Below are 25,102 nucleotides of genomic sequence, written 5' to 3'. Positions count from 1 at the left end.
ATTCTTCTTCTTCACCTATCTCCCCTCCCCTACGCGTTGATGGCGGGCTTGCATCGCCCGGTTAAAGAGCAGGATCAGCACCAGGGACGTAATCACGAAGATCACCGACAACGCCGCTCCAAAGGGCCAGTTGCGCGCACCCAGGAACTGCTGCTGAATGATATTACTGATCATGGAGGACTTCGCGCCTCCCAAAATATCCGTAACTACAAACATCCCGGAAGTCGAGACATAGACCAGAACCGCCCCCGTCATGATGCCGGATTTGCTCTGCGGCAAGGTAATGTGCCGGAATGCTTTCCACCTGGAAGCGCCCAGATCGCTGGCCGCATCCAGCAGACGCTTGTCCATCTGCTCCAGGGCCACGTAAATCGGCAGCACCATGAAGGGGATGAAGTTATACACCATCCCGAGCAGTACGGCGCCGTACGTATACAGCATCTGAATCGGCTCGTCGATCCATCCCATCCACAGCAGCAGGCTGTTCACCACGCCTTGGGTCCGAAGCAGCAGGACCCAGGCATAGGTGCGGATCAAAAAGTTGATCCAGAACGGGACCGTGATCAGAATTAATCCCCAGGTTTGGATACGCGGGGAAGCGTTGGCTATATAATAGGCCAAAGGATAGCTGACTAACAAGCAGATCACCGTAGTCAGCAGCGACAGTACCAAGGTATCCCAGTAGATCCCCAAATATAATGGATCAAAGAAGGTCTTGTATCCTTCCAGACTGAAGGAAAACACGACGTTCCCCAGCGAATCCCGCGAGAGAAAAGAGATGCCGACCACGATTAGCATCGGAACGATCAGGAACAGGGATAACCACAGCAGGACCGGAGTCAACAGGAACCTTGATTTCCTCATGATCCGATGATCACCTCATCTTTGGCGTTCCAGTTCACCCCAACCCGTTCGCCAACCTCCCATGGCTGATCATCCGAGATATCGAGAGCAATCATGACCTTCATCGGCTCATCATCCAATTGGACCAGCAGTTTATGAACGCTGCCGAGGTACTGCACATCCTCAATCACGCCGCTCTTCTTGGCACCCGATTCCCGCTGGGGAATGAGTTTCTCCGGCCGCACGGCAAAGAGACCCTCTGGCGAGGAAAAAACGTTATTCTCCCCTACAAACGTAGCGGCAAACAGCGTATGCGGTCTCGCATAGATCTCGCGCGGCGTACCGATTTGCTCTACCCGTCCATGGTTCATGATGACGATCCGGTCGGAGAGCATCATGGCTTCCTCTTGGTCGTGCGTTACATATACAAACGTAATCCCGAGCGTCCGCTGCAAATGCTTGAGCTCGGACTGCAGATTCTTCCGCAGCTGCAGATCCAGTGCCCCAAGCGGTTCATCCAGCAGCAGCACCTTCGGTTTGTTGGCAATGGCGCGGGCGATGGCCACGCGCTGCTGCTGTCCGCCGGACAGCTGGTGCGGGAAGCGTTCCCGCAGGGCCGTCAGCTGCGTCATGGCAACAGCCTCGTCCACCCGCTCCTTGATGAGTTGACGTGGCATTTTTTTCATTTTCAACCCAAAAGCGATATTATCTTCTACGGTCATATGCGGAAACAGAGCATAGTGTTGGAATACCAGATTCAAATCCCGCTTGTTCGCAGGCATTTCCGTCACATTCTGACCCGCCAGCCAGACCTGTCCTTTGGTTGGCTGTTCGAATCCTGCTATCATTCGGAGAATCGTCGTTTTGCCGCAGCCGCTGGGGCCCAGCAAAGTCAGGAATTCCCCTTCTTTAATGGAGAGCGACAGCGGATGCACGACCGCTTGTCCCTGAAAATGCTTCTCGATCTGGACAAGTTCAATCACATGCATCAACCCCTTCTTCAAAATGTGACCTATTCCATGTGTACATTTCTGCTAACCAGTATGCACAAAAACGTTCCCCACTAAGAAGAAACGGTCCTACTGCCTGTTGTGCTCAGGTTGGCAGAATCCGTTTCTTAAAGGTGGAGGATGCTAGAAGTCTCGACTAAGAAAAAAAAGCCATATCCATGGGTATGGCTGTAACGTTCAGATCAAAGTTCAGTTTTTCGCATATTCACTATACCTCGTTTTCCCCCTATACACAACACTTTTCTGTGTATTTCGACAGGGGAAGGGACGGATGTGGTCCCTGATTATGGTATTTCATTTTTCGAATAAGGATACACAAAAAACCGTCCACCCGGTAAGATCCGGATGAACGGTTTTCTGCATGCTGAGTCGAAAACAACAACTACTTCAGCTCATATTGCACATACAGCTGCGTCGAGATCTTGATTTCGCCCGGCTTCACGGATGTGTTTGCGCCCGCGTCCGCTGCCGTGGATTGTGCTTCCATCGCCATTTTTTCGAGACCAAAGATGGTATCTACACCAACGGAACCTTCCACAATATTCAGCACGATCCCCAACTGGCGCTTGGAGGCTTTTGCCATCGCCTGAGCTTTCAGGTCTGCATTCGCCATCGCCTTATCAATCACTTGGGCCTCGAACGCATCGCGGTTCTCAACTGAGAAACGTGCGTTTCCAATGGAATTGGCGCCGGCATCGGATGCTGCATCAAGCAAATCGCCGACTTTGTTCAAATCGCGAAGCGTGACTTCCAGGGAATGATACGCCGAATAGTTTTTCACTTTACGTCCATTATCATCAGAGTACGTATAGTTAGGCTGTACATAGAACTGCTCGGTTTTGATATCCTTGTCATCGATCTTCCAGGTTTCTTTCAACAGCTTCGTAATCTTATCCATTTTCTGTGCATTGCTCTTCTGTGCGGATTTTGCGGTTTCCGCATATGATTCAGCCCCGATGGAAAGATATACGATATCTGGCTTCACCGAGATCTCGCCTTTACCGAGTACGGTCAGAAGGTTTTGCTGTGCTGCCTCCGCCGCATGCACCTCGGTTGCCCCGCTCAATCCTACTACAGCCGTACTTCCAGTCAACAGTGCACCTGCAATCATGATGGAACCTACTTGTTTGACCCATCTTTTCATTATTGTCAGCCTCCTTTATATTGGCATCGCTACCATGCTTGCCTTACCCTTCTAACGTGAGGGCATTGGTAAATGTTGCATCCGGATTGAAGCGTTTTGAATTTTTTCTTCAGCTTATGTTGATACGCCCCATTTAATTGGTATATCTAGGCATGATTGGTTGATTAGCAAAATAAGATACCCAATGAAGAAGACGGAAACTGTTTAATAAGGAAGCCTTAATGGGTAACTAACTTACATCGGTGTTTAAAAAGAGGAGGTCACTATGAAATCATTCCGGATGTTATACGCGTTCATGTCACTGCTGATACTCATGGCAGCGGGCATGCCATACGGGGCGGCAAGCGCCGCGGCAGAGCCAGCCTCCGGTAAAACCTATCAGATCGGAACGGACATTACGTTTGCCCCGTTTGAATTCCAGGATGCAAGCGGCAAATTTGTCGGTATCGACATGGATCTGCTGGATGCGATCGCAAAAGATCAAAATTTCAAATATGAGATCAAGCCGCTCGGCTTCAATGCGGCGGTTCAGGCGCTGGAAGCCAATCAGGTGGACGGCGTCATTGCCGGCATGAGCATCACGGAAGAGCGGAAGCAGAAATTCGACTTCTCCGACCCTTATTTTGACTCTGGTGTGGTCATGGCCATCCGCCAGGATCAGGAGTCTATTAAAGGGTACGAGGATTTAAAAGGAAAAAAAGTCGCTGTCAAAACCGGTACGGAGGGCTACAGCTTTGCTGAATCCATTTCGTCCAAGTACGGATTTACCATCGTGCCTTTCGACGATTCCGCCCAGATGTATGACGATGTCAGGACCGGCAATTCCGTTGCCTGTTTTGACGATTTTCCCGTGCTGGCATACGGAGTCGAACAGAACAATGGACTGAAGATCGTCACGAAAATGGAGCCGGGTGCCTCCTACGGATTTGCCGTCGGCAAGGGACGGAACCAGGAGCTACTGGAAAAATTCAATGCCGGCTTGATCAACCTGAAGGCCAGCGGAGAGTACGATCGCATTAAGGCAAAATACATTGGCGAAAATGCCGTAGGCGCGGCGAATCAAAGCCGCTGGGAGCTGATTGTGGAGTCGCTGCCTTCGCTGCTGAAGGGCCTTGGCAATACGCTGCTGTTGACCATCGTATCGCTGTTCTTCGCTTTTTTCCTAGGGTTGATATTCGGTTTCATGAAGGTCGGACGCAATAAATGGCTCCGAGGCATCGCAACTGTATTCGTGGATATTTTCCGCGGCATACCGCTGCTGGTTCTTGCCTTCTTCATCTATTTCGGTATTCCGCAAGCGCTCGGGTTCACGATGTCGCCGATCGTGGCAGCTGTCCTGACACTTAGCCTGAATGCCGGTGCCTATGTCACGGAAATTATCCGGGGCGGTATCCAATCCATTGACCCTGGACAGCTGGAGGCTGCCCGCTCGCTCGGTCTGCCATACCGTAAAGCCATGATGAAAATCATCATTCCCCAGGCAATCAAAGTCATGATTCCGACCTTTATTAACCAACTGGTGATCACGCTCAAGGATACGTCGATCCTGTCGGTAATCGGCCTGGTCGAGCTGACCCAATCCGGGAAAATCATCATCGCAAGAACATTCGCATCGTTTGATATCTGGCTCGTGGTCGCCATCATGTATCTGGTCGTGATTACTATTCTGACTAAAATTTCGGGCCGTCTGGAAGGGAAGGTGCGTCATGGATAAAATCCGCGTAGAAGGACTGAAGAAGAATTTTGGCACGAACGAGGTGCTGAAGGGCATCGACATGCAGGTTCAGGAAGGCGAGGTTGTCTGTGTCATCGGGCCCTCGGGCTCCGGCAAAAGCACCTTCCTGCGCTGCATCAACCGACTGGAGGACATTACGGCAGGCAGGGTGTTCGTGCATGACAAGGATATCAATGACCCTAAAACGGACATCAACAAGGCACGTGAAAACATCGGCATGGTGTTCCAGCACTTTAATCTGTTCCCCCACTTCAATGTGCTGAAGAACATCACATTTGCCCCGGTCGAGCTGGGCAAGCAGAGCGCGTCCGAGGCGCGTGCCACGGGGCTGAAGCTGCTGGAACAAGTAGGCCTCTCCGATAAGGCGGAGGCCTTCCCCAGCCAGCTGTCGGGCGGTCAGAAACAGCGTGTCGCGATCGCCCGGGCCTTGGCGATGAATCCGGACATCATGCTGTTTGACGAGCCGACATCGGCGCTTGACCCGGAGATGGTCGGCGAAGTGCTCGGCGTCATGAAGGATCTGGCGCGCGAAGGCATGACGATGATGATCGTCACGCATGAGATGGGCTTTGCCCGCGAGGTTGCGGACCGGGTGATTTTCATGGATGGCGGGTATATCGTAGAGGAAGGCCCGCCGGAGGAAGTGTTCGGCAGACCGAAGCATGAGCGGACCATCAGCTTTTTGGAGAAGGTGCTGTAATAGTGCAGCTAACCTACCTGTAGCAAACCGTGCCGTATAGCTGCACTTACCTTGCCGTTGCTCCCTGTGCGCTCTGCTTCCTATGCGCACGGTGCGTGGCTGAGGTGCTTCGAGGCTGATCATCTTGCAGCAGCCATTATTACACTGCGCGGGAGAGGCACGCGGCAAACACGGCGCATGGCCTCGGAATGTGCTTGGCTGTCGACCATATTCATGCAGTAACCAGTGACCCTATTATCCGAATAGCCCCGTTAGGGTGAAACTAACCGGTTATCGTACGGCTAACAATGGCATGTACATGCCATCGAACAGCTAAGTATTGGCATCTGCATATTGTTGTAGAGCGCTATCGCCAGCTAAGTATTAGCATCTGCATTTTATCGTGCAGCGTTATCGCCGGCTAGTTTTTTCTTACGGCTATAGGCATCTGCAATATATTATTTAGAGCCGACTGCAATGGTCGTGCTATGGCTGCATCGCCCCCTGCTTTAGTGGAGCTAACGGACCGAGAGTACCTTATTTGATGGAAAATGGGGCTTTTCCGAAGACTATCGGACTAAGGATCCGTTATTCCTTCCAAAAGACCGCATTTACCTATACAAATCCTAAAATAACGGATCTGGTGTCCGTTATTTTAGTTTATGGTGCTTCATTCGGCAAAATAAGGGCCTTGGTGTCCGTTACATACGCAAGATTAACGAGGAAATGCTTTATGTCCAACCCTCACTGCACAATTCACTACTTCGTATCCAGTGATCGCTTATATGGCACCATCATCGTAAAAACAGATCCCTTCCCAAGCTCGGATTGGACCGTAATCTTCCCTTGATGAATATCGACGATCCGCTTCACGATCGATAATCCAAGCCCGCTGCCACCCGCAGCGCGATTACGCGATTTGTCCGCTTTGTAGAAGCGTTCGAATATATGCAGCTGGTCCGACTCCGACATCCCAACCCCCGTATCCGTCATCGTAACCTCGGCTCCGTCTTCCCCTGCCTTCAGCACGATTGTGATCATACCGCCTTCCTGCGTGAATTTGATGCTGTTGTGCAGCAAGTTGGTCCACACTTGACTCAGCAGATCCTCTGTGGCCTCAATCTCTACCTTAGCGAGATCCAGATCCACCTGAATCCGTTTCGCCAGCCACTGCGGCTCATGCGCCAAGACGACCGCACGCAGCTGCCCGTCGAGCCGGTAACGAGCCCTTTCGAATGCCGGCTGCTCTCCTTCCAGGGATGACAGCTTTAACAGATTGTCACTCAGCTGCGACAAGCGGCGGCTCTCTCCTTCGATGATCTCCAGGTAACGGGCTCTCTTCTCCTCCGTGAGGCGGGGATTTCGGAGCGCCCTTGCAAACCCCCGAATCGAAGTAAGCGGGGATTGAATTTCATGGGACACATTGGAGATGAAATCCTGACGCATGGTCTCCATCCGCCCCAATTCGCCGGCCATGTCGTTAATGCTGCTGGCGATCATCTTGAACTCCCCGCGCCATTCATTTTCGTTCATCTTTACCTTGAAGTCTCCCTGCGATATCCGGCGCATGGCATCCGTAATGGAATTCAGCATGGCCATTTGCCGATGCTTGAAGAACATGCCCACGACCAGCATGCATAGGAAGAAGATGATGACGCCAACAAACAAGTTGATCAGCTGGACGACATAATCCCAACGCGGCGTTCCAGTCCAGGTGTAAATAAACCGCGTCACATAGGTCGCCGCCGTCCATGACGCGCCTAAGACAGCAAAGACCAAGATGGTCTGAAGCGTTTCCCGAACGATCTTCCACCATATTTTGTGCGTTTTCTTCATTAACCTTCACCTGCCTCCAGGCGGTAACCTAGACCGCGCACCGTCCGAATCCTGAACCGGTATTTCTCCTCCGGGAATCGCTCCCGCAGCCGATTCACGTGGACGTCCAGCGTCCGTTCGTTTCCTTCAAAGTCATATCCCCATATATCTTCGATCAGCCTGTCGCGCGGCAACGTGCTCCCCGGATAACTGGCCAGCTTGAAGAGCAGCTCAAACTCCTTCAGCGGCAGGGTAAAAGCCTCATCACCCGCCTTGACTTCATAGGTTCTGCGGTTCATCTGCAGCTTGCCGATGGTCACCGTCTGCGATGCGGCTACCTGATACCGCTTCAGCAGCGCTTTGACGCGCACAACGAGCTCCGCTGGTTCGAAGGGCTTCACCAGATAATCGTCGGTACCCAGCTCAAAACCCTTCACGATCTGCCTCGTTTCCCCTTTTGCCGTCAGCATCAGCACCGGAATACCGGTGTTCCTCCGGATCTCCCGGCATAGCTCCCATCCGTCCATATTCGGCATCATGATATCCATCACGACCAGATCGACGGATGTCTGATCCATGACGGACAAGGCCTCGATGCCATCCGAGGCTTCGAATACCCCTTCCATCCCCGCTTCCTCCAGAAATACCTTTATGAGTTCGCGGATATTCGGGTCGTCGTCCACTACCAATATTTTTGCCATGGTGGCCATCCCTTCTTCCCCAGCATTTCAAGGCGCGCTTAGGCCTCAATCGTTTCATTCATCTGCAGCTGCTGTACGGCAAACTCTCTGTACATGTCATGCTGCTCAATCAATTCATCATGCGTTCCCCGTCCGGTTACCGTTCCTTTTTCAATGAAAATAATCTGATTCGCTCCTACAACCGTGGATAACCGGTGCGCAATAATAATCGTCGTCCGGCCAGCCATCAGGTTCTTGAGCGCCTTCTGTACTTCAATCTCGGAACGGCTGTCCAGACTTGAGGTGGCTTCGTCCAGCATCAGAATCTTCGGATCCCGCAGTAAGGCTCTGGCGATGGCAATCCGCTGCCGCTGACCGCCGGAGAGCTTCACGCCCCGTTCGCCTACATCCGTATCAAAACCATGCGGCAGCTCGTCGATAAATCCATCTGCATAGGCCATTTCTGCCGCTCTTCGGATCTCCCCATCGCTCACTTCCCGGTCCATCCCATAACATAAATTGTCGCGAATGGTTCCCGCGATCATTGGACTATCCTGTGAGACATAACCAATCAGCCCGCGCCATGAGCGTAAAGAGAACGTATCAATCGCCGCCTTGCCCAATCGGATCTGTCCTTTTTGCGGAAGGTAAAAACGCTCCAGCATGGAGAACAGCGTCGTTTTGCCTCCGCCACTCGGTCCAACCACTGCCGTGACCGTGCCCGGCTCCATCTGAAAGCTGATATCATGCAGTACCAGCTCATCCGGTTTGTAACCAAACGACAGATTCTCGATGGACACCCGCTGATTCGCGTTCACCACATCGCTACCTTCCGAAATGGACTCTTCCTCTGCATCCAGTGTTTCCAATATTCGCTCGGTTGCTCCTTTGGCCTTCTGAAATTGGGTAAAAAACGTCGTTAACTGCGTCATCGGCATCACGATCTGAATCAGATACAGGATAAACGCAACCAGCTCGCCGGCGGTCAATGCCCCTGTGGATACCTGAAGTCCGCCATACCCGATGACCACCACCAGCAGCATCATCAGCACGAAAGACATCAGCGGTGCGATCCAGGCGGATACCACGCCTTCCTTGATCCCGAAATTCAGCAGATTGGTGATCCCTTTATGCCCATTCTCATACTCTCTGTCCTCAGCGTTTGATGCTTTCACCAAACGAATCTCCGACAGCACCTGACTGATATTCGCCGTAAACGTAGCCGTCTCATCCTGCATGCCAAGCGAGATTTTATACATTTTCTTGCCAAGCGGCACAAGAATCAGCGCTGCAATCGGAATGACGATAAACATCGTCAGTGTCATCTTCCAGTTTAGATAGAGGAGTACCCCAATGGAACCGACAATAGAAATAATCCCGCTAAAAAATCCGGCCACATGGTCCGATATGAGACTTTTGATCACTCCTGTATCATTCGTCATCCGGCTGACCGATTCCCCTGAACGGTTATGATCGAAGTAGCGGATCGGCAGCACCAGCAGCTTTTTCCACAGCCGTTCCCTAAGGGCGGCCACCATCTTCTGTCCCGTATAACTCAGCAAGAAGATCGAAACCCCGGCGGCTATCGTCTGCACCACAAATGCGATCCCAAGTCCGATGATATGGGAGCGGTTCATATCCGTTAAGGAGAAGCCATCCACCAGGCTCTTCGTAAACATCGGAATGACTAGCCCGACCAGGGTTGATACCACATTCAGCAAGATGGCTCCAATCAGCAGCAGCATCGGCGGTTTCGTTTCTTTTAACAGCCGGAAGAAGGCCTGCGAACCTGCTTTGCTGCTGCCGGCCGGCCTTTCCTGAGCAATTTCCTGTATCGAAGTATGATCCGTTTCTCTCATCGTGTTCTCTTCCCTTCCATCCCTGTTTATTGTCTATAAGGAAAGAATATATCAACAAGTTAAACTGAAGTTAAACGAAGGCTTACTTCTAGGGAAACAACCGAAAATAACCCCACCAAGTGGAACCTAAGCTACATGCTTATTCCAAATACTTTGCGGGGACCCCATTGAAACTTATACATCCAATATGTTGAAAAAGAGCGGATTTCTCCGCCCCTTCTCGAAATCTATTCATATGTACGCACGAAAACCAAGCGAGAATCCAGCAACAGAAGACCTTGATAGCAAAAAAAGCCTTGCAGTAACAAGACTTTTCTTAAACTTCAATCACGGTGATCCTTATTGGTTCTCGAGTTCCTCTTTGCTCACCAAGTTCACGAGTGAAGTAACCGCTTGCTCCGCGTCGGCTCCCTCAGCACTAATGTAAACTTCCGTACCAGAGCTGATCGCAAGGCTCATAATTCCCATGATACTTTTGGCATTAACTTTTTTATCATCTTTTTCAACGAAGATTTCAGATGAGTATTTATTCGCTTCCTGAACGAACAGCGCGGCCGGTCTGGCGTGAAGACCCGTCTTTAACCGAACGACTACCGGGTGCTTTGTCATGAAAATTACCCCCTATCTAATAAATCTGCTGCATTGAAAGCGCGATTGACATTTTATAATATTATACCATTTTACCATACAGGACACTAGAAGAAAAAATTCTTACCCATTCCGAATCTTTTCGGCCAATTCGTCGATTTTGCGCAGGCGGTGATTAACGCCTGATTTGCTGACGGTTCCTTTAAGCAGCTCGCCGACTTCCTTCAGATTCATGTCCGGATGAGCCAGTCGAATTTCCGCCACTTCCCGCAGTTTATCGGGCAAATTCTCAAGACCCATTTCCTTTTGGAGCAGCTTAATGTTCTCAATCTGACGGACGGCAGCGCCGATCGTTTTGTTCAGGTTGGCGGTCTCGCAGTTTACGATCCGGTTCACCGAATTCCGCATATCCCGCATAATCCGGACATCCTCGAACTTGAATAATGCCTGGTGGGCACCGATCAGATTAAGGAACTCGATAATTTTCTCGCCTTCCTTAATGTAGAAGATAAAACCTTTCTTCCGCTCGATGCAGCGTGCGTTCAGATGAAATTCATTCGCCAGATCCACCAGGGACTGGCAGTGTTCTTCATACATTGAGGCAATTTCCAGATGGTATGAAGACCCCTCCGGATTGTTCACGGATCCGCCAGCCATAAAGGCACCGCGCAAATAGGCGCGTTTACAGCAATTTTTGCGAACGATTTGTTCATCAATCCGCGATTGAAACAGAAAGCCCTCGGAAACGATACGCAGTTCATTAAGTATCTCCTGAACCTGGGCGGGAATACGAACGATATATACGTTATTCTTCTTCAAACGCATTTTTTTACGCACCAAAAGTTCGGTATGTGCCTGGAAATGCCTCTTAATTAAGGAATAAATACGTCTTGCAATCGCGGCATTTTCCGTTGAAATATCCAGGATTACCTTTTTGTTCGAAAGCTGAACAGAACCGTTCATCCGAATGAGCGCGGACAGCTCGGCTTTTTCACAGCAGTTCTGGCTTTCGATCATTGTCAGTTCTTTCTTCGTCTGTGCCGCAAAGGACAAGGTACTCACCCCTTTCGTGTAATCCAATCCTGTACCAGCTGAAAAATATGATTGCTCAGCTTGTCAGCGTCATGTCTTAAGTATGTTCTAAATAGCACAAGCTTATCTGCAATGAGTTTGTACCCTCTGCTGGTCACCTCATCACGATCCAGGAACACGGGCTTTGCACCCTTCTGAGCATACTTATCCTGAACCTGCGGCGGGATTTCGCCATCATTTACAATAACATAATCGAACAGATGAAGACCAATATGATCGTAAACGGCCTGTAAATGATCGCTCACCGTATAATTATCGGTTTCTCCAGGCTGCGTCATCACATTGCACACGAACATTTTGATCGCCTCAGAAGATACGATGGCTTCAGCAAGCTTGGGAACAAGCAAATTGGGCAATATACTGGTATATAGGCTTCCCGGACCGATCAGAATCGCATCGGCCTGCTGAATCGCCTCCAGCGCTTCCGGCAGCGGCTCAACATGCTCAGGCTCCAGGAAGATCCGCTTAATGCGGCGCCCAGCCTCCGGGATTTTGGATTCACCGGTCACGATGGAGCCGTCTTCCATCTCTGCATGCAAAATAACGGCTTCACCCGCAGCGGGCAGCACCTGTCCACGAACAACAAAAACCCGGCTCATCTCCTTGACTGCCGTGACAAAATCACCGTGCAAATCCGTCATGGCAGCCAAGATTAAATTGCCGAGGCTGTGCCCGGCCAGTCCCGAGCCATTCTTAAAACGGTATTTCAATATATCGGATAACAGCGGTTCCACATCGGCGAGCGCTGTAAGTACATTTCGAATATCTCCCGGGGGCGGCATCTGCAATTCGCTACGCAGTATGCCGGAGCTTCCCCCATCATCAGCGACGGTAACGATAGCCGTAATATCAAGCGGCTTCTCCTTGAGTCCCCGGAGCATAACGGACAGCCCGGTTCCTCCACCCATCACGACGATGCGGGGACGCTTTCTAGCTTGCACAGCCACATTTATCACTTCCCTTAATTAATGCCGATCCCGATCGGAATCACGGTGACTCACCGATACCGTCTCCGTTTCGCTAACGCCCAGCATTTTGCCAAGGTATTCGGCTATCGCAACGGAGCGATGCTTCCCGCCGGTACAGCCAATGCCGATAATAACCTGGCTTTTGCCTTCCTTCCGATACTGCGGGATCAAGAAATGCAGCATATCGAGCAGTTTGGTTAGAAAGGCCTGCGTCTCCGGCCATTTCATCACGTATTCATACACATCACTGTTCTGGCCGGTATTTGGGCGCAGCTGCTCAACATAGTGCGGGTTGGGCAGAAAGCGCACATCAAACACCAGATCAGCGTCAATCGGAATCCCGTATTTAAACCCAAAGGATGTGATATTTACCGATAACGTGCTGCTCTCCAGATGTGTGAAACGTGAGATAATCTTCTCCTTCAATCGCACAGGCTTCATATTGCTGGTATCGATCACCTGGGTAGCCGAATTCTTCAGCTCATCCAGCATTTTGCGCTCCAACCTTATACCGTCAAGCGGCATGCCTTCCGGAGCGAGCGGATGGCGGCGACGGCTTTCCTTATAACGTTGTACTAGCACGGAATCCGTTGCATCCAGAAATAGAATCTCGCAGTGGATGGTAAAGTGGTCCTTGATGTAACTCAGAGACTCTGATAGAGCCGTAAAAAATTCGCGGCCACGCAGGTCGATGACCAATGCAACCTTGCCGATCTTACCCTTGGATTGATCGATCAGCTCCGCGAATTTGGGAATGAGCACCGGAGGCAGGTTATCGACGCAAAAGAATCCAAGATCCTCCAGACTTTGTACGGCCAAGGTCTTACCTGCTCCCGACATCCCGGTGATGATGATCAGGGTGGCCATGGATGATGTGTTGCTGCCACGGTTGGCTGCTTCCAGCATCAGCTTTCCCTCCCTTATAAGTTTAGATCAGACGATGTATGGTGAATTATGACTACGAACGCAAATGCAGTCCGGCGGCGCCTACAACGCCGGCATCATTGCCGAGCTCAGCCGAAACGATGCGCACACCTCGCTGAAGGGGCTCTGGTGTCAGCTTCGCAAATACAGCGCGGACCTCATCAAACAGAATGTCGCCGGCTTTGGATACGCCGCCGCCGATAATAAAAGCTTCCGGATTCAGCACGGCCGCAACGGCAGCCATAGATTTGCCCAGGTAATAAGCTGCGCGATTCACGATCCGAACGGCAACTTCATCGCCGGCCTTTGCAGCATCAAACACTTCCTTCGCCGCAATGGTCTCTACATGGGCAAGGGAAGTACGGTCCCCACGCTCTACGGCATCCTTCGCCATACGGATAATGCCGGTTGCCGACGAAACCGTCTCCAGGCAGCCCATTTCACCGCATCCGCATTGAATCGCTTCCAAGTCCGGCACAACCGAGATATGTCCAAGCTCGCCAGCCATGCCGCCGAAGCCTTGATAAATTTTGCCGTTAATAATAATACCTCCGCCAACACCGGTACCCAGCGTGTAGCATACGCAGTTCTCAACGCCGCGGCCTGAGCCGCTCCAGGCTTCACCCAATGCAGCCACATTGGCGTCGTTGTCTATTTTGACGGGCTTGCCGAGACGCTCTTCAAGCAGTGCGCGAATCGGTACATCTTTAAATCCTACATTCGGTGCCAGAATAATGATGCCTTCACGAATATTCGTAAAGCCGGCGAATCCAGCTCCCACACCAGCAAGTTGATCCCAGCTGAATGGCGATTCTTCCACAATGTGACGCACATATTTCTCAATGTTGTCAATAACCGTGTCAACGCCTTTGGCTGTTTCCGTCGGCCCCTCATACTTATGCAGAAGATGCCCCTCTTCATTGCAAATTCCAACTTTAATTGCTGTTCCGCCCAGATCGACACCGACGTAGATGTTCTCAGACATGTTTCAAGCCACCTTTTTCCTTCTATATTATAGATTGCTCCTACTGTACCCACTATAATTGAAGGCACTTCTGCGGTCAAGAGAACACCACGTGACAGGAAACCGTAAGCAGTCCTTTAATTTTGATTATGTAAGCGTATCCAAACATCCGCAAAACCTCCCTTGTTTATTCATCATCTAACTCCCCTCTCCCTATGGCAGATCCGACATGACAATTGTCACTCCGAAGTGGTGACATCCTTTACTAACAGGCATTCCTCCGCTTTCGTATGATGAATTCAGATCATTTCGATTACGGAGGAGCGATTCCATGACAAACCCAATTCAAGAACCTATTGCAGAGCTGCGGCAGGTAACCAAGATGTTCGGAAGCAAAAAAGCCGTCAACCAAGTGTCGTTTACGATAGAGAAAGGGTCAATCACAGCCATTCTCGGACCTAATGGAGCAGGGAAATCAACCGCCATCTCCATGATGCTCGGCCTTAAAGACGCGAGCCAGGGTGAAGTTCTTCTGTTCGGACGCAGTCCGAAGGACTTGAAGGTACGTGAGAAGATCGGCGCCATGCTTCAAGAGGTCAGTGTTATGGACGGATTGCGGACGCGCGAAATTATCAATCTCATCCGAGGCTATTATCCGAACCCGCTAACACTGGATGAAATCGCGAGCTTGAGCGGACTTACCGCTGAAGAACTGAATAAATGGGCTGTCAAAATGTCCGGCGGCCAGAAACGCAAGCTCAGCTTTGCGCTGGCGATTGCGGGCAACCCCGAGCTGCTGTTCTTCGATGAACCAACGGTCGGCCTGGATACTTCTGCCCGCCGGTTATTTTGGCAGACGGTACGCAAGCTTGCCGATCAGGGCAAAACGATTCTGTTCACCACGCATTATCTGCAAGAGGCGGACGATATGGCCGACCGCATTCTGCTGTTCCATCAAGGTCAGGTTGCCGCCGATGGCACGCCGGAAGCGATCAAAGCCAAGCTGACACGAAGGTCGGTTTCCTTTATCGTGGATGCGGACCACCAGCAGGTCAAGGAGCTGCTTCATGAAGTACCCGGCGTAACCGATGTGTATGAACACAACGGCCGGCTGAACGCCGTAACCGATGATACGGACACGGCGCTGGCGGCTCTGTTCCGGGCCGGGCTGGCTGTACGCGACATTCGCATTGATCAGGGAAGCCTGGACGAAGCATTCGACCAATTAACGATGGATCAAGGGGAGGCTGTATAACGATGACAACTTGGAAACTGATAACCTTGCAGTGCAAAATGGAATTACTCCGGATGGTACGCAATCCGTATTATATTTTCTGGTCTTTGGCCATGCCAATTCTGTTCTATTTCATCTTTACGCGGGTCGTGAATACGGGGGCCGATGATACCGGACAATGGCAGGCCCACTATCTCATGTCGATGGCGTCCTTCAGTGTCATGGGCACCGCCATCATGTCGCTCGGCATTCGCCTCGTGCAAGAGAGAGTCCAGGGCTGGGCTGTATATATGCGGGTAACGCCGCTTCCTGGCAGCGTGTATTTCTTTGGCAAAATGTTTGTGCAGACGGTTATGCATCTGCTCTGCATCCTCGTCATTTTTGTAGCCGGCTACCTGATTAACGGAGTCTCCCTCACCTACGGACAATGGCTGCTCAGCGGACTGTGGATTCTGATCGCATCCGTCCCGTTTCTTGCCATCGGTACCTTGATTGGATCCATGAAACGGGTCGACACGGCAAGCGGCGTCAGCAACGGCATCTACTTAGGGCTGGCCGTTACGGGCGGGATGTGGTTCCCGATCGAAGCGATGCCTTCCATCATGCAAGCCATCGGCAAGTGGATGCCCTCCTATCATTTTGGCGGAGGTGCCTGGTCAATCGTTCGCGGAGAAGCGCCGGGATTGGATAATTTCATGGTTTTAGCAGGATATTTGGCAGTATCTATGTTACTATCCACCTATATTCGGAAAAAACAACAAGCCGATTAAGGGGATAGGATGATGGCTTCATGAAAAAATTGAAAGACGCGAAATCCGCAGGGTTTGAGGTTTTTCCAACGCAATTGGGGTTTTTCCCCTATCTGTGGCTCATTTATATATCTCTGCCCGTAATCAACATGATGAGCGAAGAAGGCTGGAAGATGGGGATTGGATATACGCTGATTGCCTTGTTTCTCCTCACATACCGCCAGCTTTACTTCGCTGCTGGCACGCCTCGTTTTTTCTGGTGGCTCGGCATTCAGATGTCCATCATTTTCATTCTCTGCATGTGGTACCACCCAACCTATATGTATATGGGGTTCTTCACTGCCAATTTCATCGGCTGGTATACCGACCGGCGCAAATTCACGATATCCCTTGTGACGTTTGCCATCATAGAGGTTGTTCCCTTAATCAAAAACGCAAGCATGCTGGGATGGAAGGATCTGGTCTTTATGATTCCTTTCTTTCTCATCATGCTGTTCTCACCCTTCGGCATCCGCTCTCTAAACCGGCGGCAGCAGCTGGAGAAGGAGCTCGCGCAGGCTAACGAGCAGATCCGCAATCTGATTAAAGGCGAAGAGCGGATGCGTATCGCCAGAGATCTTCACGACACCTTGGGTCATACCCTGTCTCTCATCACGTTGAAGAGCCAGCTTGTGGAGAAGCTGGCGGTAAAGGATCCCGAGAAAGCCCAAATGGAGGCCCGGGAGATTCAGAACACCTCGCGGGCCGCGCTCCGCCAAGTGCGTGAGCTGGTATCCGACATGCGGACCGCCACCTTGGCCGAGGAACTGGTCGAGGCCCAGATCATTCTGGAGAGCGCCGATATCCAGTTTAGCTGTGCCGGCAATCCGAAGCTGGAGGGAATTTCCGACCTGGCCCACAATATTCTGAGCCTCTGCTTGCGGGAAGCCGTAACCAATGTGGTGAAGCACAGTCAGGCGAGCCAGTGCCGGATTGCCATCGAGTCGCTGGGCAATGAGTGGCGGCTTGAGGTGGCCGATGATGGCGTTGGTCTTCATCGCAAGGAAGAAGATCCATCAGCTTCATCCAACAGTAATGGCCTGAAAGGCATGGCTGAGCGGCTGTCCCTCATCGGGGGCACCGTTGAGGCCAGCTCCGAGCAACAAGGCACGATATTAGTAATTCGTGTTCCGATCATCATCAAGAACCGGAAGGAGGACACTTCCCATGAGCATCAAAGTGCTGATCGCCGAGGACCAGAGAATGCTGCGCGGCGCTCTGGCTTCCTTGCTTGATTTTGAAGACGATATTGATGTGATTGGTCAAGCCGGCGACGGGGATGAAGCGCTGTCCCTGATTGCCTTGCATCAACCTGATGTATGCCTGCTCGATATCGAAATGCCTGCGCGCAGCGGTCTCGAAGTGGCAGAGGAAGTAAAGCTGCGCGGTTATCCCAGCCGGGTCATCATCCTGACCACTTTCGCTAGGCCTGGTTATTTCGAACGGGCCGTGCAGGCGGGCGTTCAGGGATACCTGCTTAAGGATGAGCCCAGTGAACGGCTTGCAGAAGCCATCCGCCGAGTCATGGATGGACGGCGGGAGGTCTCCCCTGAGCTCGTATTCGGTACGCTGTCAGGTGCGGGTGCCAATCCGCTGACCGAACGCGAACGGGAAGTGCTGCGATTGGCTGCCGACGGTAACAGTTCTAATGAAATTGCGTCGAAGCTCCACTTATCCTACGGGACTGTCCGCAACTATATGTCCGAGATCTTAAGCAAACTGAGTGCCAAGAACCGGATCGAGGCCATCTCAATGGCAGAGGAGAAGGGCTGGATATAGGCCCCTCACGGCTTGCTCACACACCTCCCCCCGTCTCTTTAAGACGGGGGCTTTTTGTACTTCACATCGAAAACAGGCCTACGTTGGCCTGTTTTTTATTTTTTTGGTTGACACATCTTTCCACTTGGCATTATAGTATGTTACAAGACTAACATACCGACAGGGTGATATCATGAATTCCAGGTTTGACGAAGGACAGCCGATTTTTCAGCAAATCGCAGATATGATTGAGGATGACATATTGAACGGGACATACCAAGCGGATGATCAGATTATCTCGATGTCGCAGTTCGCGAGTACTTTTCAGGTCAATCCCGCTACAGCTGTAAAAGGCATTGCCCTGCTTGTCAATGAAGGGATCTTGTACAAGAAAAGGGGGCTCGGCATGTTTGTTGCAGCAGATGCCAAACAGATCATATTGACCAAGCGGCAGGACCGGTTTTACAACGAACTCGTATTGAAGCTGCTTGATGAAGCGGAAAAGCTTGAATTGACCACCGACGACGTTATAGAAATGATCAAACAGAGAGATAGGAGATGAGCACGATGAACGCAATACTTACCTGTTCCAACCTGAGCAAGAGTTACGGGCGTACGGAAGCGGTCCGAAAGCTGGAGCTCCAGCTTGAAGAGAATACGATCTATGGCCTGTTGGGCCGCAATGGCGCCGGAAAGACCACGCTGCTTAATATGATGACCGGGGGATCTTTTCCCGACTATGGCAGCATCCAGATCTCGGGTGTCAAGCTTAAGCATGGGGAAACTCCGAAAGGGATCTGTTACGTAAGAGAGAAGAATTTGTTCTTCGGCGGTGCCAAGGTGATTGAAGTGCTGCGCTTAGCATCGGTCTTTCACGAGAACTGGGACTGGGATTATGCCCAGAGCCTGCTGAAGACTTTCAAGCTGAACCCGGACAAAAAAATCCGCCAGCTGTCACGAGGAATGGAGTCTTTGGTCGGTAACATTATCGGTCTGGCCAGCCGGGCCCCGATTACCGTATTTGATGAACCGGTGCTGGGATTGGATGTGCTCATGCGAGAGAGATTTTATCGCGTTCTGGTTGAGGATTATGCCAATCATCCCCGGACCATCCTGCTCTCGACCCATCTGATTGATGAGATCGCAACCGTTGTTGAGAAAGTTTACATCATGGATTCCGGCGCTATGTTATTGCATGACGATGTTGACCATATCCGTGCCAATTCTCATCTGTTGACCGGGAACCAGGAGCAAGTCGAACTGTTTACGAAGGATCGCCACGTGATCTATAAAGAATCTTATGGTAAAGGTTCCTTAACCGCGATATATGGAGCTATCCATGAGGCAGACCGTGCACAAGCCAACAAGCTTGGTATCGTTATTGACGGTTTACCGCTGCAAAAGTTTTTCTCCTATTTGATCGAAGGAGGCCAATCCATTGAATAAAACCACTGCGCTCATGAGGGCTTCATTTCTTCAGCTTCGACCTTATCTCCTGGTGATGCTGGGCACTGTTGCGATAAGTATGATTACAAATGTAATCGTAAGCCTGTCTCTTGGAGACAGTACGGAGAATACGCAGGTGTCTGCGGCCAATCTCCTCATCGTGTTCCTTATATTTGTAGGCAGCGTGCTCCCGGCAGGCTTGTTCCGGCGGGTAATGAATTTAGGAGCTACACGAAAAGAATATTATGTTGGCATGCTTCTGGTTTACTCCATATGGTCCGCCATTTTTGCTGTCCTCAATATCGTCTGGTTACAGGTGGAGATCAGCTTTATACGACAATACGAGAATACCTTCAACATCCTTGAAATCTTTGGGTGGACTCAATTTGGAATCGTTGGCATGTTCTTCTATCAATTCGGCGCGTACCTGCTTCTTATTTCACTACTGAATCTGTTGTTTTCCGGTCTGCGTCACATCATGGGCTGGGTGATCTGGGTGGTATTTATTGCGGCAATCCCGATCTTTACCTCCATTCCTTCACTCCGGCATACGCTGGCTGACGGCTTGCTGGCCCTTCTCTTCAACGATTCGCTGCTACAAGGGCTTGGGCTCACGCTGATTATCTCCCTCGTTCTGCTTGCAGGAGGCTGGTGGTTCACGGCCAGACGCACCATCGTTTAAACTTGTTTCTCCTAACAACGTGTTATTGTATCACTCTAGCACGAAAGGAATGATGAATCTTGAAAAAGGATGCTATCCCCTCTGAGGTGTTCCAGTCCTTTCTGTTATGGATCATTGCCATCGGTGCAGGAGTATTCGAGATGACTCTGGCTGTCATCGATTCGATATCCAGCCAAACGGGTGCTGGAATTGTCGGTATTCTCACTCAAGTCGCAGCACGAACCATGATGTTCGCAGTCCTTGTCTACATCATGGTCAGAATGCTTCGTGGTAAGAATTGGGCGCGTATCACACTCGCTTTGTTTTTAGGCGGGTTTGGCATTCTCTCCCTTATCATTGACCCCATCAAATGGCTCATAAATGGCGGTTCCCTTTGGGACGCATTTGCTAATGCAGACAATATTTCCATCCTGTTTGCCTCCAGCCGTATCCTTCATATAATCGCCGTTGTTGCAGCCTTGATGTTTATGTTCCGACCCGCGGCGAATCGGTACTTCAAAGCTGAATCGTAAGTCTCAGCACCCGCTTGATCTTGGAATCGACAAAGCAACAGCCCCTGACCTATTCAAGGCCCGGGGCTGTTTCATATTGATCAGATCACTTCAACCATTCTTCTTCGATGAACTGCATCATTTCAAAAGCACCATCAGCGGCATTGGAAGCCACTACAAGGGTATGACCGGTGGCCGGATAATAAGCAGACCGAAAATTCACCCCCGGATCATAGCCCATGACGTGGTATTTAAACACATTCTCATTTTTCTTGGTAATCCACACGCCAAGCCCATAATGCAGATCACTGCCCGGGACTTGTATATGTGAAGCCAGCAGCTTCTCGGTCATGGATGCGGTGAGCATCGTGTTGTTCATCAGCGATCTCCATAACTTGATCATATCCGGTGCCGTCACATAGGCCCCGCCATCGGCATAACCTTGAATCGGAATGGCATACTGGTTCGTTCTCCACGTGCCGTCTTCCTCATCAATATACCCGTAAGCCGTATTCGCGGGCAGACGATCCAGCGGAAAATATCCCGAATGCTGCATGCCGCACGGCTCCAATACAAACTGCTGGACATAGTCGCGAAACGGCATTCCAGTCTGCTGTTCAACGATCAGGCCAAGCACCACAAATCCTGCGTTGTTGTAATGGAATCTTTCACCGGGCTGAAATTTCATACGCTCATCCTGGAACAGAGGAAGGAAATCCCTTCCGTTACGGAGTGTATACATGGGAATTGTCTTCCACAGATCCTCGAAGTCGTCCATAACCTCTTCATCAAAGTAATCCGGGATACCCGAGCTGTGACTCAACAAATGAGAAACGGTAATCTCCGGGCTAAAATTAGGCAGCGGAATATCCAGACAATCGCTTAGCTTGCTGTCCAGCGACAGCTTGCCCTGTTCGATAAGCTGACAAACCGCAATCGCGGTGAACAGCTTACAGCCTGAGGCAATGCCAAACCGGGTGTCTGCTTGATTCGGGATCTGATCGGCCCGGTTTGAATAACCGAAGGCACCGTTCCATACGATGTTGTCATTTTCGTCGGTTACGAGCACAGCACCCGAAAAACGAATGCTGGCAGCAAATTCTTCTATTATATGTATCATAGCGAACCCCATCCTTTTCTAGTTAGGGGTATTTTACCATGCATCCTGAATGAGAGTCTCGGTACAAGATCAATATAATGAAATAATCCCCCTCATCACTTGATGAACGCTTCAATCAGTCTTCCAGTGGGGGATTTATACCAATGTTGATTCGCTTCGATTCTAATATCTCCACATCATGAGCAGGATCACCGGGACTGCAAAAATAAGCAACCCGGCACCAATCATCGAAGCGACCTGCAGCATGAATCTGTGCTTGGTTGGACCGGGCGTCTGCAGCATTCCGCATTGAGCGCATCTGTTAGAGGCAGGGTATACCTCGCCGCCGCAGCTGACACAATTCCCATTATTCCTCATGAATAACGCTCCTTTACTTGGAAAGACAACATCGACATCTAAACATCGCTACCATTTGTGAATATTATCACATAAATGTGATGACAAGTAAAGGCATAAATGATTCATATTCCACCTCAACCCTTCGCTCCGCCATAGTAAAGTTGCTCCGTGTCAACCTAAAAACAGGAAGCACGCGGCTCCCTGTTTTACATTTTCAAGCTTATTCTTTTCTGCCCATGAATACCGCTACGATAAGCCCCAGCAGCAAGGTTCCTACACTGGTAGCCATCATCCCCGTTCCGGATGGAATACCCGGAAACACGATAACAATAGATCCTAATATCAATCCAATAATCACGGCATACGTCATATATGGGAAACGGTCAAGCAAGTACCGAATCAACCGGCTGCTAACTACAAAGCCAACCACCACTCCCGCACCAATGACAGCTATAATTCCTATATTTAATGAGGAAAGAGCTGAAATGGCAGTAGAATATACGCCTAGAAGGAGAAGTACAAATGACCCGCTAATGCCAGGCAGCAGCATCGCCATGCTGGCTAACCAGCCGGATAAGAACAGTCCGATCCCGTTGGACCAGGTCAGGACCGTTATCGGATCGGATGTGGCATCCGTTCTGAGAAAGGCCGTCGAAGCCAATAAACCGGCTGCTACAATCAACACGACCACATGCACGGCTTTGAATTTGGTTCTTGCCTCCGCTTTACGTAGAATAAGAGGCAACACCCCTAAAATCAATCCGGTAAAGAAAAACTGGGTGGGCTCATAATAGCTTGCCAGCAGGTATTCAATCAAGCGACTCAGCAGCAATAGAGCTGCTCCAATTCCAACGCCAAGCGGAATCAAAAAGCCCAGCTGCTTCTTCCATTCCCTGCTGAAAAATCCGCTGATAGCCGCCAACAAACGATCATAGATACCGAGCACGACAGCAATGGTGCCGCCGCTTATACCTGGTATCAGGTCACTGACTCCCATCAGCACACCCCGATAAAGGTTCTTCCATTCTATCAAAATCATAATCCTCCTGCCTTACAAAGTGAATCTTATCGTGATAGCCCTGCGAAGGAGATTTTACTTGTTCTTGGCATGCAAAACCAAGTTTCCTACTCCACCAATCGCAAACAACAGTGAAACGACTCCAAATCCCCACTGCCAAGAGCTTCGATCCGTAATGAAAACAACCACCAAGAACGCTATCGCAGCCAAAAAATTAAGCAGCGCAACGATCAAAAATTCCTTTTTCTTCATTATTCATCCTCTACATTCCTACAGAATCAAATCGTCCAGTCTATAACCCACTGTGGTGATCATATCATATTTTTGCCGATGAAGGATGACCGTTTATATAAACTTACGGTACAAAAGTAACCGTCTGCTCCGTCCACACTGCTCTATCAAATGCCTTGGCCACTCCCTGCTGATCAATCTTCGCCTTCAGCACATATTTCCACTTCACTGAAGCCGACCATGCCTGTTCGAACAGAAATGGACGCAATTGAATCTCATGCTCGCTTGCCCAGGACGCCATGACCTTTTCCCCATCGATTGACATATCGAAGCCCTCTTTGAACCAAGGATGCTCCTGATCCTTGGGAACACCGGGTGCATTCATGTTTACATAGAGCGAGATATCATCGCACAGCTGCAGCAGGCCAAACTGCCTGTTAACCACATCTTCATCGGGAAATGAAAACTGTTCACGCAGTCTTTTTTGCCGTTCCGTCTCCGAACGGTAGAATTCTACCAGCGGGGCTTCCGCCGCATTTTTCATAAACGACGCAAAATGAAGGCTGCAGAGATACCCTGCATAAGGACTCATCGCTTCGATCTCATCAACACCCTTGGTATACATTAGCATTTTCGGCTGGACCGGATAATCGATAAAAGTATACGGAGTCCGGCTCTCGTCATTCCAAATCGGCGTGTCATCCATCCTAAGCCAAGCGCGATCATGCTCGGTAATAGCCAGCAGTACTTCTTCCAATACAGACTCATCCATAAACAGCTCTCGCCGGAAGCCCCGGGCAACATCGCCCGAGAATCGGCCATGGTCGTCCTGGGTAGTCATCACAAAAGCATCCTCTGTCTCGCGAATGATCATCAGATCGTCTCCCCTCTATTCATTCTCTACCCCAGATATGCCCTTCGCTTCATCACGGCAATGATGTCTCTGGACTGGCCTTGATGCACGCTCGTATCAAAGCACGAGATCAATTCCCAGCCGTCAATTCCGTAGCTGTTCAATAAATCCTCGAATTCCTCCTCGTTCACCTTGCCTCCGAGAAATCCTCCGGTTTTGTATTTCAGCGTTTTGTATTCCCATTGATCCATACGCGGCATCCTCCATCCTCTCATTTGAATTTGGATCACAAACTTGAACACTTTCTATAGATAAAATCAGTTCGTATCGCCAACATAGCAAACCACGGGGCGCGCAGCCTTATCCTGAAGCGGCTTAACCAAGGAGCGAGGGTATACTCTAATGTCATCCAATGCGGGCAGATCGATCCATTCCACACCCACCTGGTATTCATCCGGGTTATGGCCAAGAAAGGTATCCCCTGCATCCGCCAAGTTGCACTCAAAATAAAACTCCACTTGGTGCACATCGGAATCCCATTCCGCAAACTCGTGGTTGGACCCTATGTATTCACGGACGTGCAGCAGATCGCGAACTTCCACCTTACGCCCGATTTCCTCCTGGCACTCTCTGATCACCGCCTGTACCAAGGTTTCCCCTTTCTCTTGTCCGCCGCCAGGGAACAGATAGAAATCCCCCAAATGATCTACGTTTTTCGTTAGAAGAATTTGATGATTCCGCATAATGACGGCCTTGGCCGAGTTTCGTATCGGTTTCATGAGCTGTCTCCTTATCGTATCGGTTTCTAGTTCTGTATTCTATTGTAGCAAATATAAATCCT

Annotated in this window: 28 protein-coding genes; 10 read left to right on the top strand and 18 right to left on the bottom strand. The window is 50.4% G+C overall.

Translation table 11 applies throughout. From position 1 onward, the window contains the following. Positions 1 to 15: 15 nt before the first annotated feature. From BJP58_RS20950 to BJP58_RS20940, 3 genes are all read right to left on the bottom strand, one after another. Positions 16 to 864, bottom strand: coding sequence for an ABC transporter permease (locus tag BJP58_RS20950; RefSeq protein WP_113060521.1), 849 nt, complete (start codon positions 862 to 864; stop codon positions 16 to 18). Continuing rightward, positions 861 to 1,832, bottom strand: coding sequence for an ABC transporter ATP-binding protein (locus BJP58_RS20945; RefSeq protein WP_269468919.1), 972 nt, complete (start codon positions 1,830 to 1,832; stop codon positions 861 to 863). Before BJP58_RS20945 ends, BJP58_RS20950 begins: the two co-directional genes overlap by 4 nt. Positions 1,833 to 2,235: 403 nt before the next feature. Beyond that, positions 2,236 to 2,997 carry an SIMPL domain-containing protein gene (locus BJP58_RS20940; RefSeq protein WP_194540399.1) on the bottom strand — a complete coding sequence of 254 codons (762 nt, stop codon included), beginning with the start codon at positions 2,995 to 2,997 and terminating at the stop codon, positions 2,236 to 2,238. A 325-nt stretch (positions 2,998 to 3,322) separates the two neighbouring features. Between BJP58_RS20940 and BJP58_RS20935 the strand changes: the two genes are divergently transcribed. Next, complete coding sequence (locus tag BJP58_RS20935) at positions 3,323 to 4,711, top strand: amino acid ABC transporter substrate-binding protein/permease (protein WP_233355153.1); 1,389 nt, start codon at positions 3,323 to 3,325, stop codon at positions 4,709 to 4,711. Next, the gene (locus BJP58_RS20930) at positions 4,704 to 5,432 is read left to right on the top strand and encodes an amino acid ABC transporter ATP-binding protein (protein ID WP_071219487.1); all 729 of its coding nucleotides are present in this window, start codon (positions 4,704 to 4,706) and stop codon (positions 5,430 to 5,432) included. The genes BJP58_RS20935 and BJP58_RS20930 overlap by 8 nt, the downstream gene beginning before the upstream one ends. Before the next feature lie 738 nt (positions 5,433 to 6,170). On the opposite strand, the gene BJP58_RS20925 is transcribed toward BJP58_RS20930, so the two are convergent. The 8 genes from BJP58_RS20925 to BJP58_RS20890 all read right to left on the bottom strand — a co-directional run bounded on the left by BJP58_RS20925 (position 6,171) and on the right by BJP58_RS20890 (position 14,322). Then, the gene (locus tag BJP58_RS20925) at positions 6,171 to 7,247 is read right to left on the bottom strand and encodes a HAMP domain-containing sensor histidine kinase (protein WP_194540398.1); all 1,077 of its coding nucleotides are present in this window, start codon (positions 7,245 to 7,247) and stop codon (positions 6,171 to 6,173) included. Then, positions 7,247 to 7,927, bottom strand: coding sequence for a response regulator transcription factor (locus tag BJP58_RS20920; RefSeq protein WP_194540397.1), 681 nt, complete (start codon positions 7,925 to 7,927; stop codon positions 7,247 to 7,249). The genes BJP58_RS20925 and BJP58_RS20920 overlap by 1 nt, the downstream gene beginning before the upstream one ends. A gap of 38 nt (positions 7,928 to 7,965) precedes the next feature. After that, a complete protein-coding gene (locus BJP58_RS20915; protein WP_194540396.1) occupies positions 7,966 to 9,765 on the bottom strand; it encodes an ABC transporter ATP-binding protein in 1,800 nt (599 codons plus the stop codon). A 339-nt stretch (positions 9,766 to 10,104) separates the two neighbouring features. Next, entirely contained in the window at positions 10,105 to 10,374 is a 270-nt protein-coding gene (locus tag BJP58_RS20910; protein ID WP_006207570.1) for an HPr family phosphocarrier protein, read from the bottom strand. Between the two features lie 102 nt (positions 10,375 to 10,476). Further along, positions 10,477 to 11,406, bottom strand: a complete 930-nt coding sequence (gene whiA, locus BJP58_RS20905; protein ID WP_194545011.1) for a DNA-binding protein WhiA — start codon at positions 11,404 to 11,406, stop codon at positions 10,477 to 10,479. 5 nt (positions 11,407 to 11,411) lie between these two features. Further along, complete coding sequence (locus BJP58_RS20900; protein WP_181469905.1) at positions 11,412 to 12,353, bottom strand: gluconeogenesis factor YvcK family protein; 942 nt, start codon at positions 12,351 to 12,353, stop codon at positions 11,412 to 11,414. Positions 12,354 to 12,410: 57 nt separating this feature from the next. Beyond that, entirely contained in the window at positions 12,411 to 13,319 is a 909-nt protein-coding gene (gene rapZ / locus BJP58_RS20895; RefSeq protein ID WP_071219481.1) for an RNase adapter RapZ, read from the bottom strand. Between the two features lie 52 nt (positions 13,320 to 13,371). Further along, a complete protein-coding gene (locus BJP58_RS20890; RefSeq protein WP_194540395.1) occupies positions 13,372 to 14,322 on the bottom strand; it encodes an ROK family glucokinase in 951 nt (316 codons plus the stop codon). A 310-nt stretch (positions 14,323 to 14,632) separates the two neighbouring features. Between BJP58_RS20890 and BJP58_RS20885 the strand changes: the two genes are divergently transcribed. The 8 genes from BJP58_RS20885 (at position 14,633) to BJP58_RS20850 (ending at position 20,721) form a co-directional block, all read left to right on the top strand. Then, positions 14,633 to 15,556, top strand: coding sequence for an ABC transporter ATP-binding protein (locus tag BJP58_RS20885; protein WP_194540394.1), 924 nt, complete (start codon positions 14,633 to 14,635; stop codon positions 15,554 to 15,556). Positions 15,557 to 15,558: 2 nt separating this feature from the next. Continuing rightward, positions 15,559 to 16,305, top strand: coding sequence for an ABC transporter permease (locus tag BJP58_RS20880; RefSeq protein WP_194540393.1), 747 nt, complete (start codon positions 15,559 to 15,561; stop codon positions 16,303 to 16,305). Positions 16,306 to 16,325: 20 nt separating this feature from the next. Beyond that, complete coding sequence (locus tag BJP58_RS20875; protein WP_194540392.1) at positions 16,326 to 17,558, top strand: sensor histidine kinase; 1,233 nt, start codon at positions 16,326 to 16,328, stop codon at positions 17,556 to 17,558. Continuing rightward, positions 17,491 to 18,102 (top strand): response regulator transcription factor, encoded by a 612-nt coding sequence (locus BJP58_RS20870; RefSeq protein WP_071219477.1) that lies wholly within the window; start codon positions 17,491 to 17,493, stop codon positions 18,100 to 18,102. Before BJP58_RS20875 ends, BJP58_RS20870 begins: the two co-directional genes overlap by 68 nt. Before the next feature lie 172 nt (positions 18,103 to 18,274). Then, complete coding sequence (locus BJP58_RS20865; protein WP_071219476.1) at positions 18,275 to 18,643, top strand: GntR family transcriptional regulator; 369 nt, start codon at positions 18,275 to 18,277, stop codon at positions 18,641 to 18,643. A gap of 5 nt (positions 18,644 to 18,648) precedes the next feature. Further along, positions 18,649 to 19,527: an ATP-binding cassette domain-containing protein gene (locus BJP58_RS20860; protein ID WP_194540391.1), complete on the top strand. Its 879-nt coding sequence runs from the start codon at positions 18,649 to 18,651 to the stop codon at positions 19,525 to 19,527. Continuing rightward, positions 19,520 to 20,209, top strand: a complete 690-nt coding sequence (locus BJP58_RS20855) for a hypothetical protein (protein WP_194540390.1) — start codon at positions 19,520 to 19,522, stop codon at positions 20,207 to 20,209. The genes BJP58_RS20860 and BJP58_RS20855 overlap by 8 nt, the downstream gene beginning before the upstream one ends. A gap of 59 nt (positions 20,210 to 20,268) precedes the next feature. Beyond that, the gene (locus BJP58_RS20850; RefSeq protein ID WP_194540389.1) at positions 20,269 to 20,721 is read left to right on the top strand and encodes a hypothetical protein; all 453 of its coding nucleotides are present in this window, start codon (positions 20,269 to 20,271) and stop codon (positions 20,719 to 20,721) included. 85 nt (positions 20,722 to 20,806) lie between these two features. Here BJP58_RS20850 and BJP58_RS20845 read toward each other — a convergent pair whose 3' ends face one another. The 7 genes from BJP58_RS20845 to BJP58_RS20815 all read right to left on the bottom strand — a co-directional run bounded on the left by BJP58_RS20845 (position 20,807) and on the right by BJP58_RS20815 (position 25,040). Then, on the bottom strand, positions 20,807 to 21,820 hold the full coding sequence (locus BJP58_RS20845; RefSeq protein ID WP_194540388.1) for a serine hydrolase domain-containing protein: 1,014 nt from the start codon (positions 21,818 to 21,820) through the stop codon (positions 20,807 to 20,809). Positions 21,821 to 21,982: 162 nt separating this feature from the next. Beyond that, a complete protein-coding gene (locus tag BJP58_RS20840) occupies positions 21,983 to 22,177 on the bottom strand; it encodes a hypothetical protein (RefSeq protein ID WP_194540387.1) in 195 nt (64 codons plus the stop codon). A 202-nt stretch (positions 22,178 to 22,379) separates the two neighbouring features. Beyond that, positions 22,380 to 23,189, bottom strand: coding sequence for a DUF368 domain-containing protein (locus BJP58_RS20835; RefSeq protein ID WP_194545010.1), 810 nt, complete (start codon positions 23,187 to 23,189; stop codon positions 22,380 to 22,382). A gap of 63 nt (positions 23,190 to 23,252) precedes the next feature. Next, a complete protein-coding gene (locus BJP58_RS20830; protein WP_164762893.1) occupies positions 23,253 to 23,429 on the bottom strand; it encodes a hypothetical protein in 177 nt (58 codons plus the stop codon). A 103-nt stretch (positions 23,430 to 23,532) separates the two neighbouring features. Then, positions 23,533 to 24,282 carry a DUF3891 family protein gene (locus BJP58_RS20825; RefSeq protein ID WP_194540386.1) on the bottom strand — a complete coding sequence of 250 codons (750 nt, stop codon included), beginning with the start codon at positions 24,280 to 24,282 and terminating at the stop codon, positions 23,533 to 23,535. Positions 24,283 to 24,308: 26 nt separating this feature from the next. Then, entirely contained in the window at positions 24,309 to 24,512 is a 204-nt protein-coding gene (locus BJP58_RS20820) for a DUF4177 domain-containing protein (protein WP_006207549.1), read from the bottom strand. Between the two features lie 66 nt (positions 24,513 to 24,578). Next, entirely contained in the window at positions 24,579 to 25,040 is a 462-nt protein-coding gene (locus BJP58_RS20815; protein ID WP_194540385.1) for an NUDIX domain-containing protein, read from the bottom strand. Between the last annotated feature and the right edge of the window lie 62 nt (positions 25,041 to 25,102).

The sequence above is a fragment of the Paenibacillus sp. JZ16 genome, assembly GCF_015326965.1.
Taxonomy (GTDB): domain Bacteria; phylum Bacillota; class Bacilli; order Paenibacillales; family Paenibacillaceae; genus Paenibacillus_AQ.
Note: the sequence above shows the minus strand (reverse complement) of the source record. Positions and strands in the feature narration are given on the sequence as shown.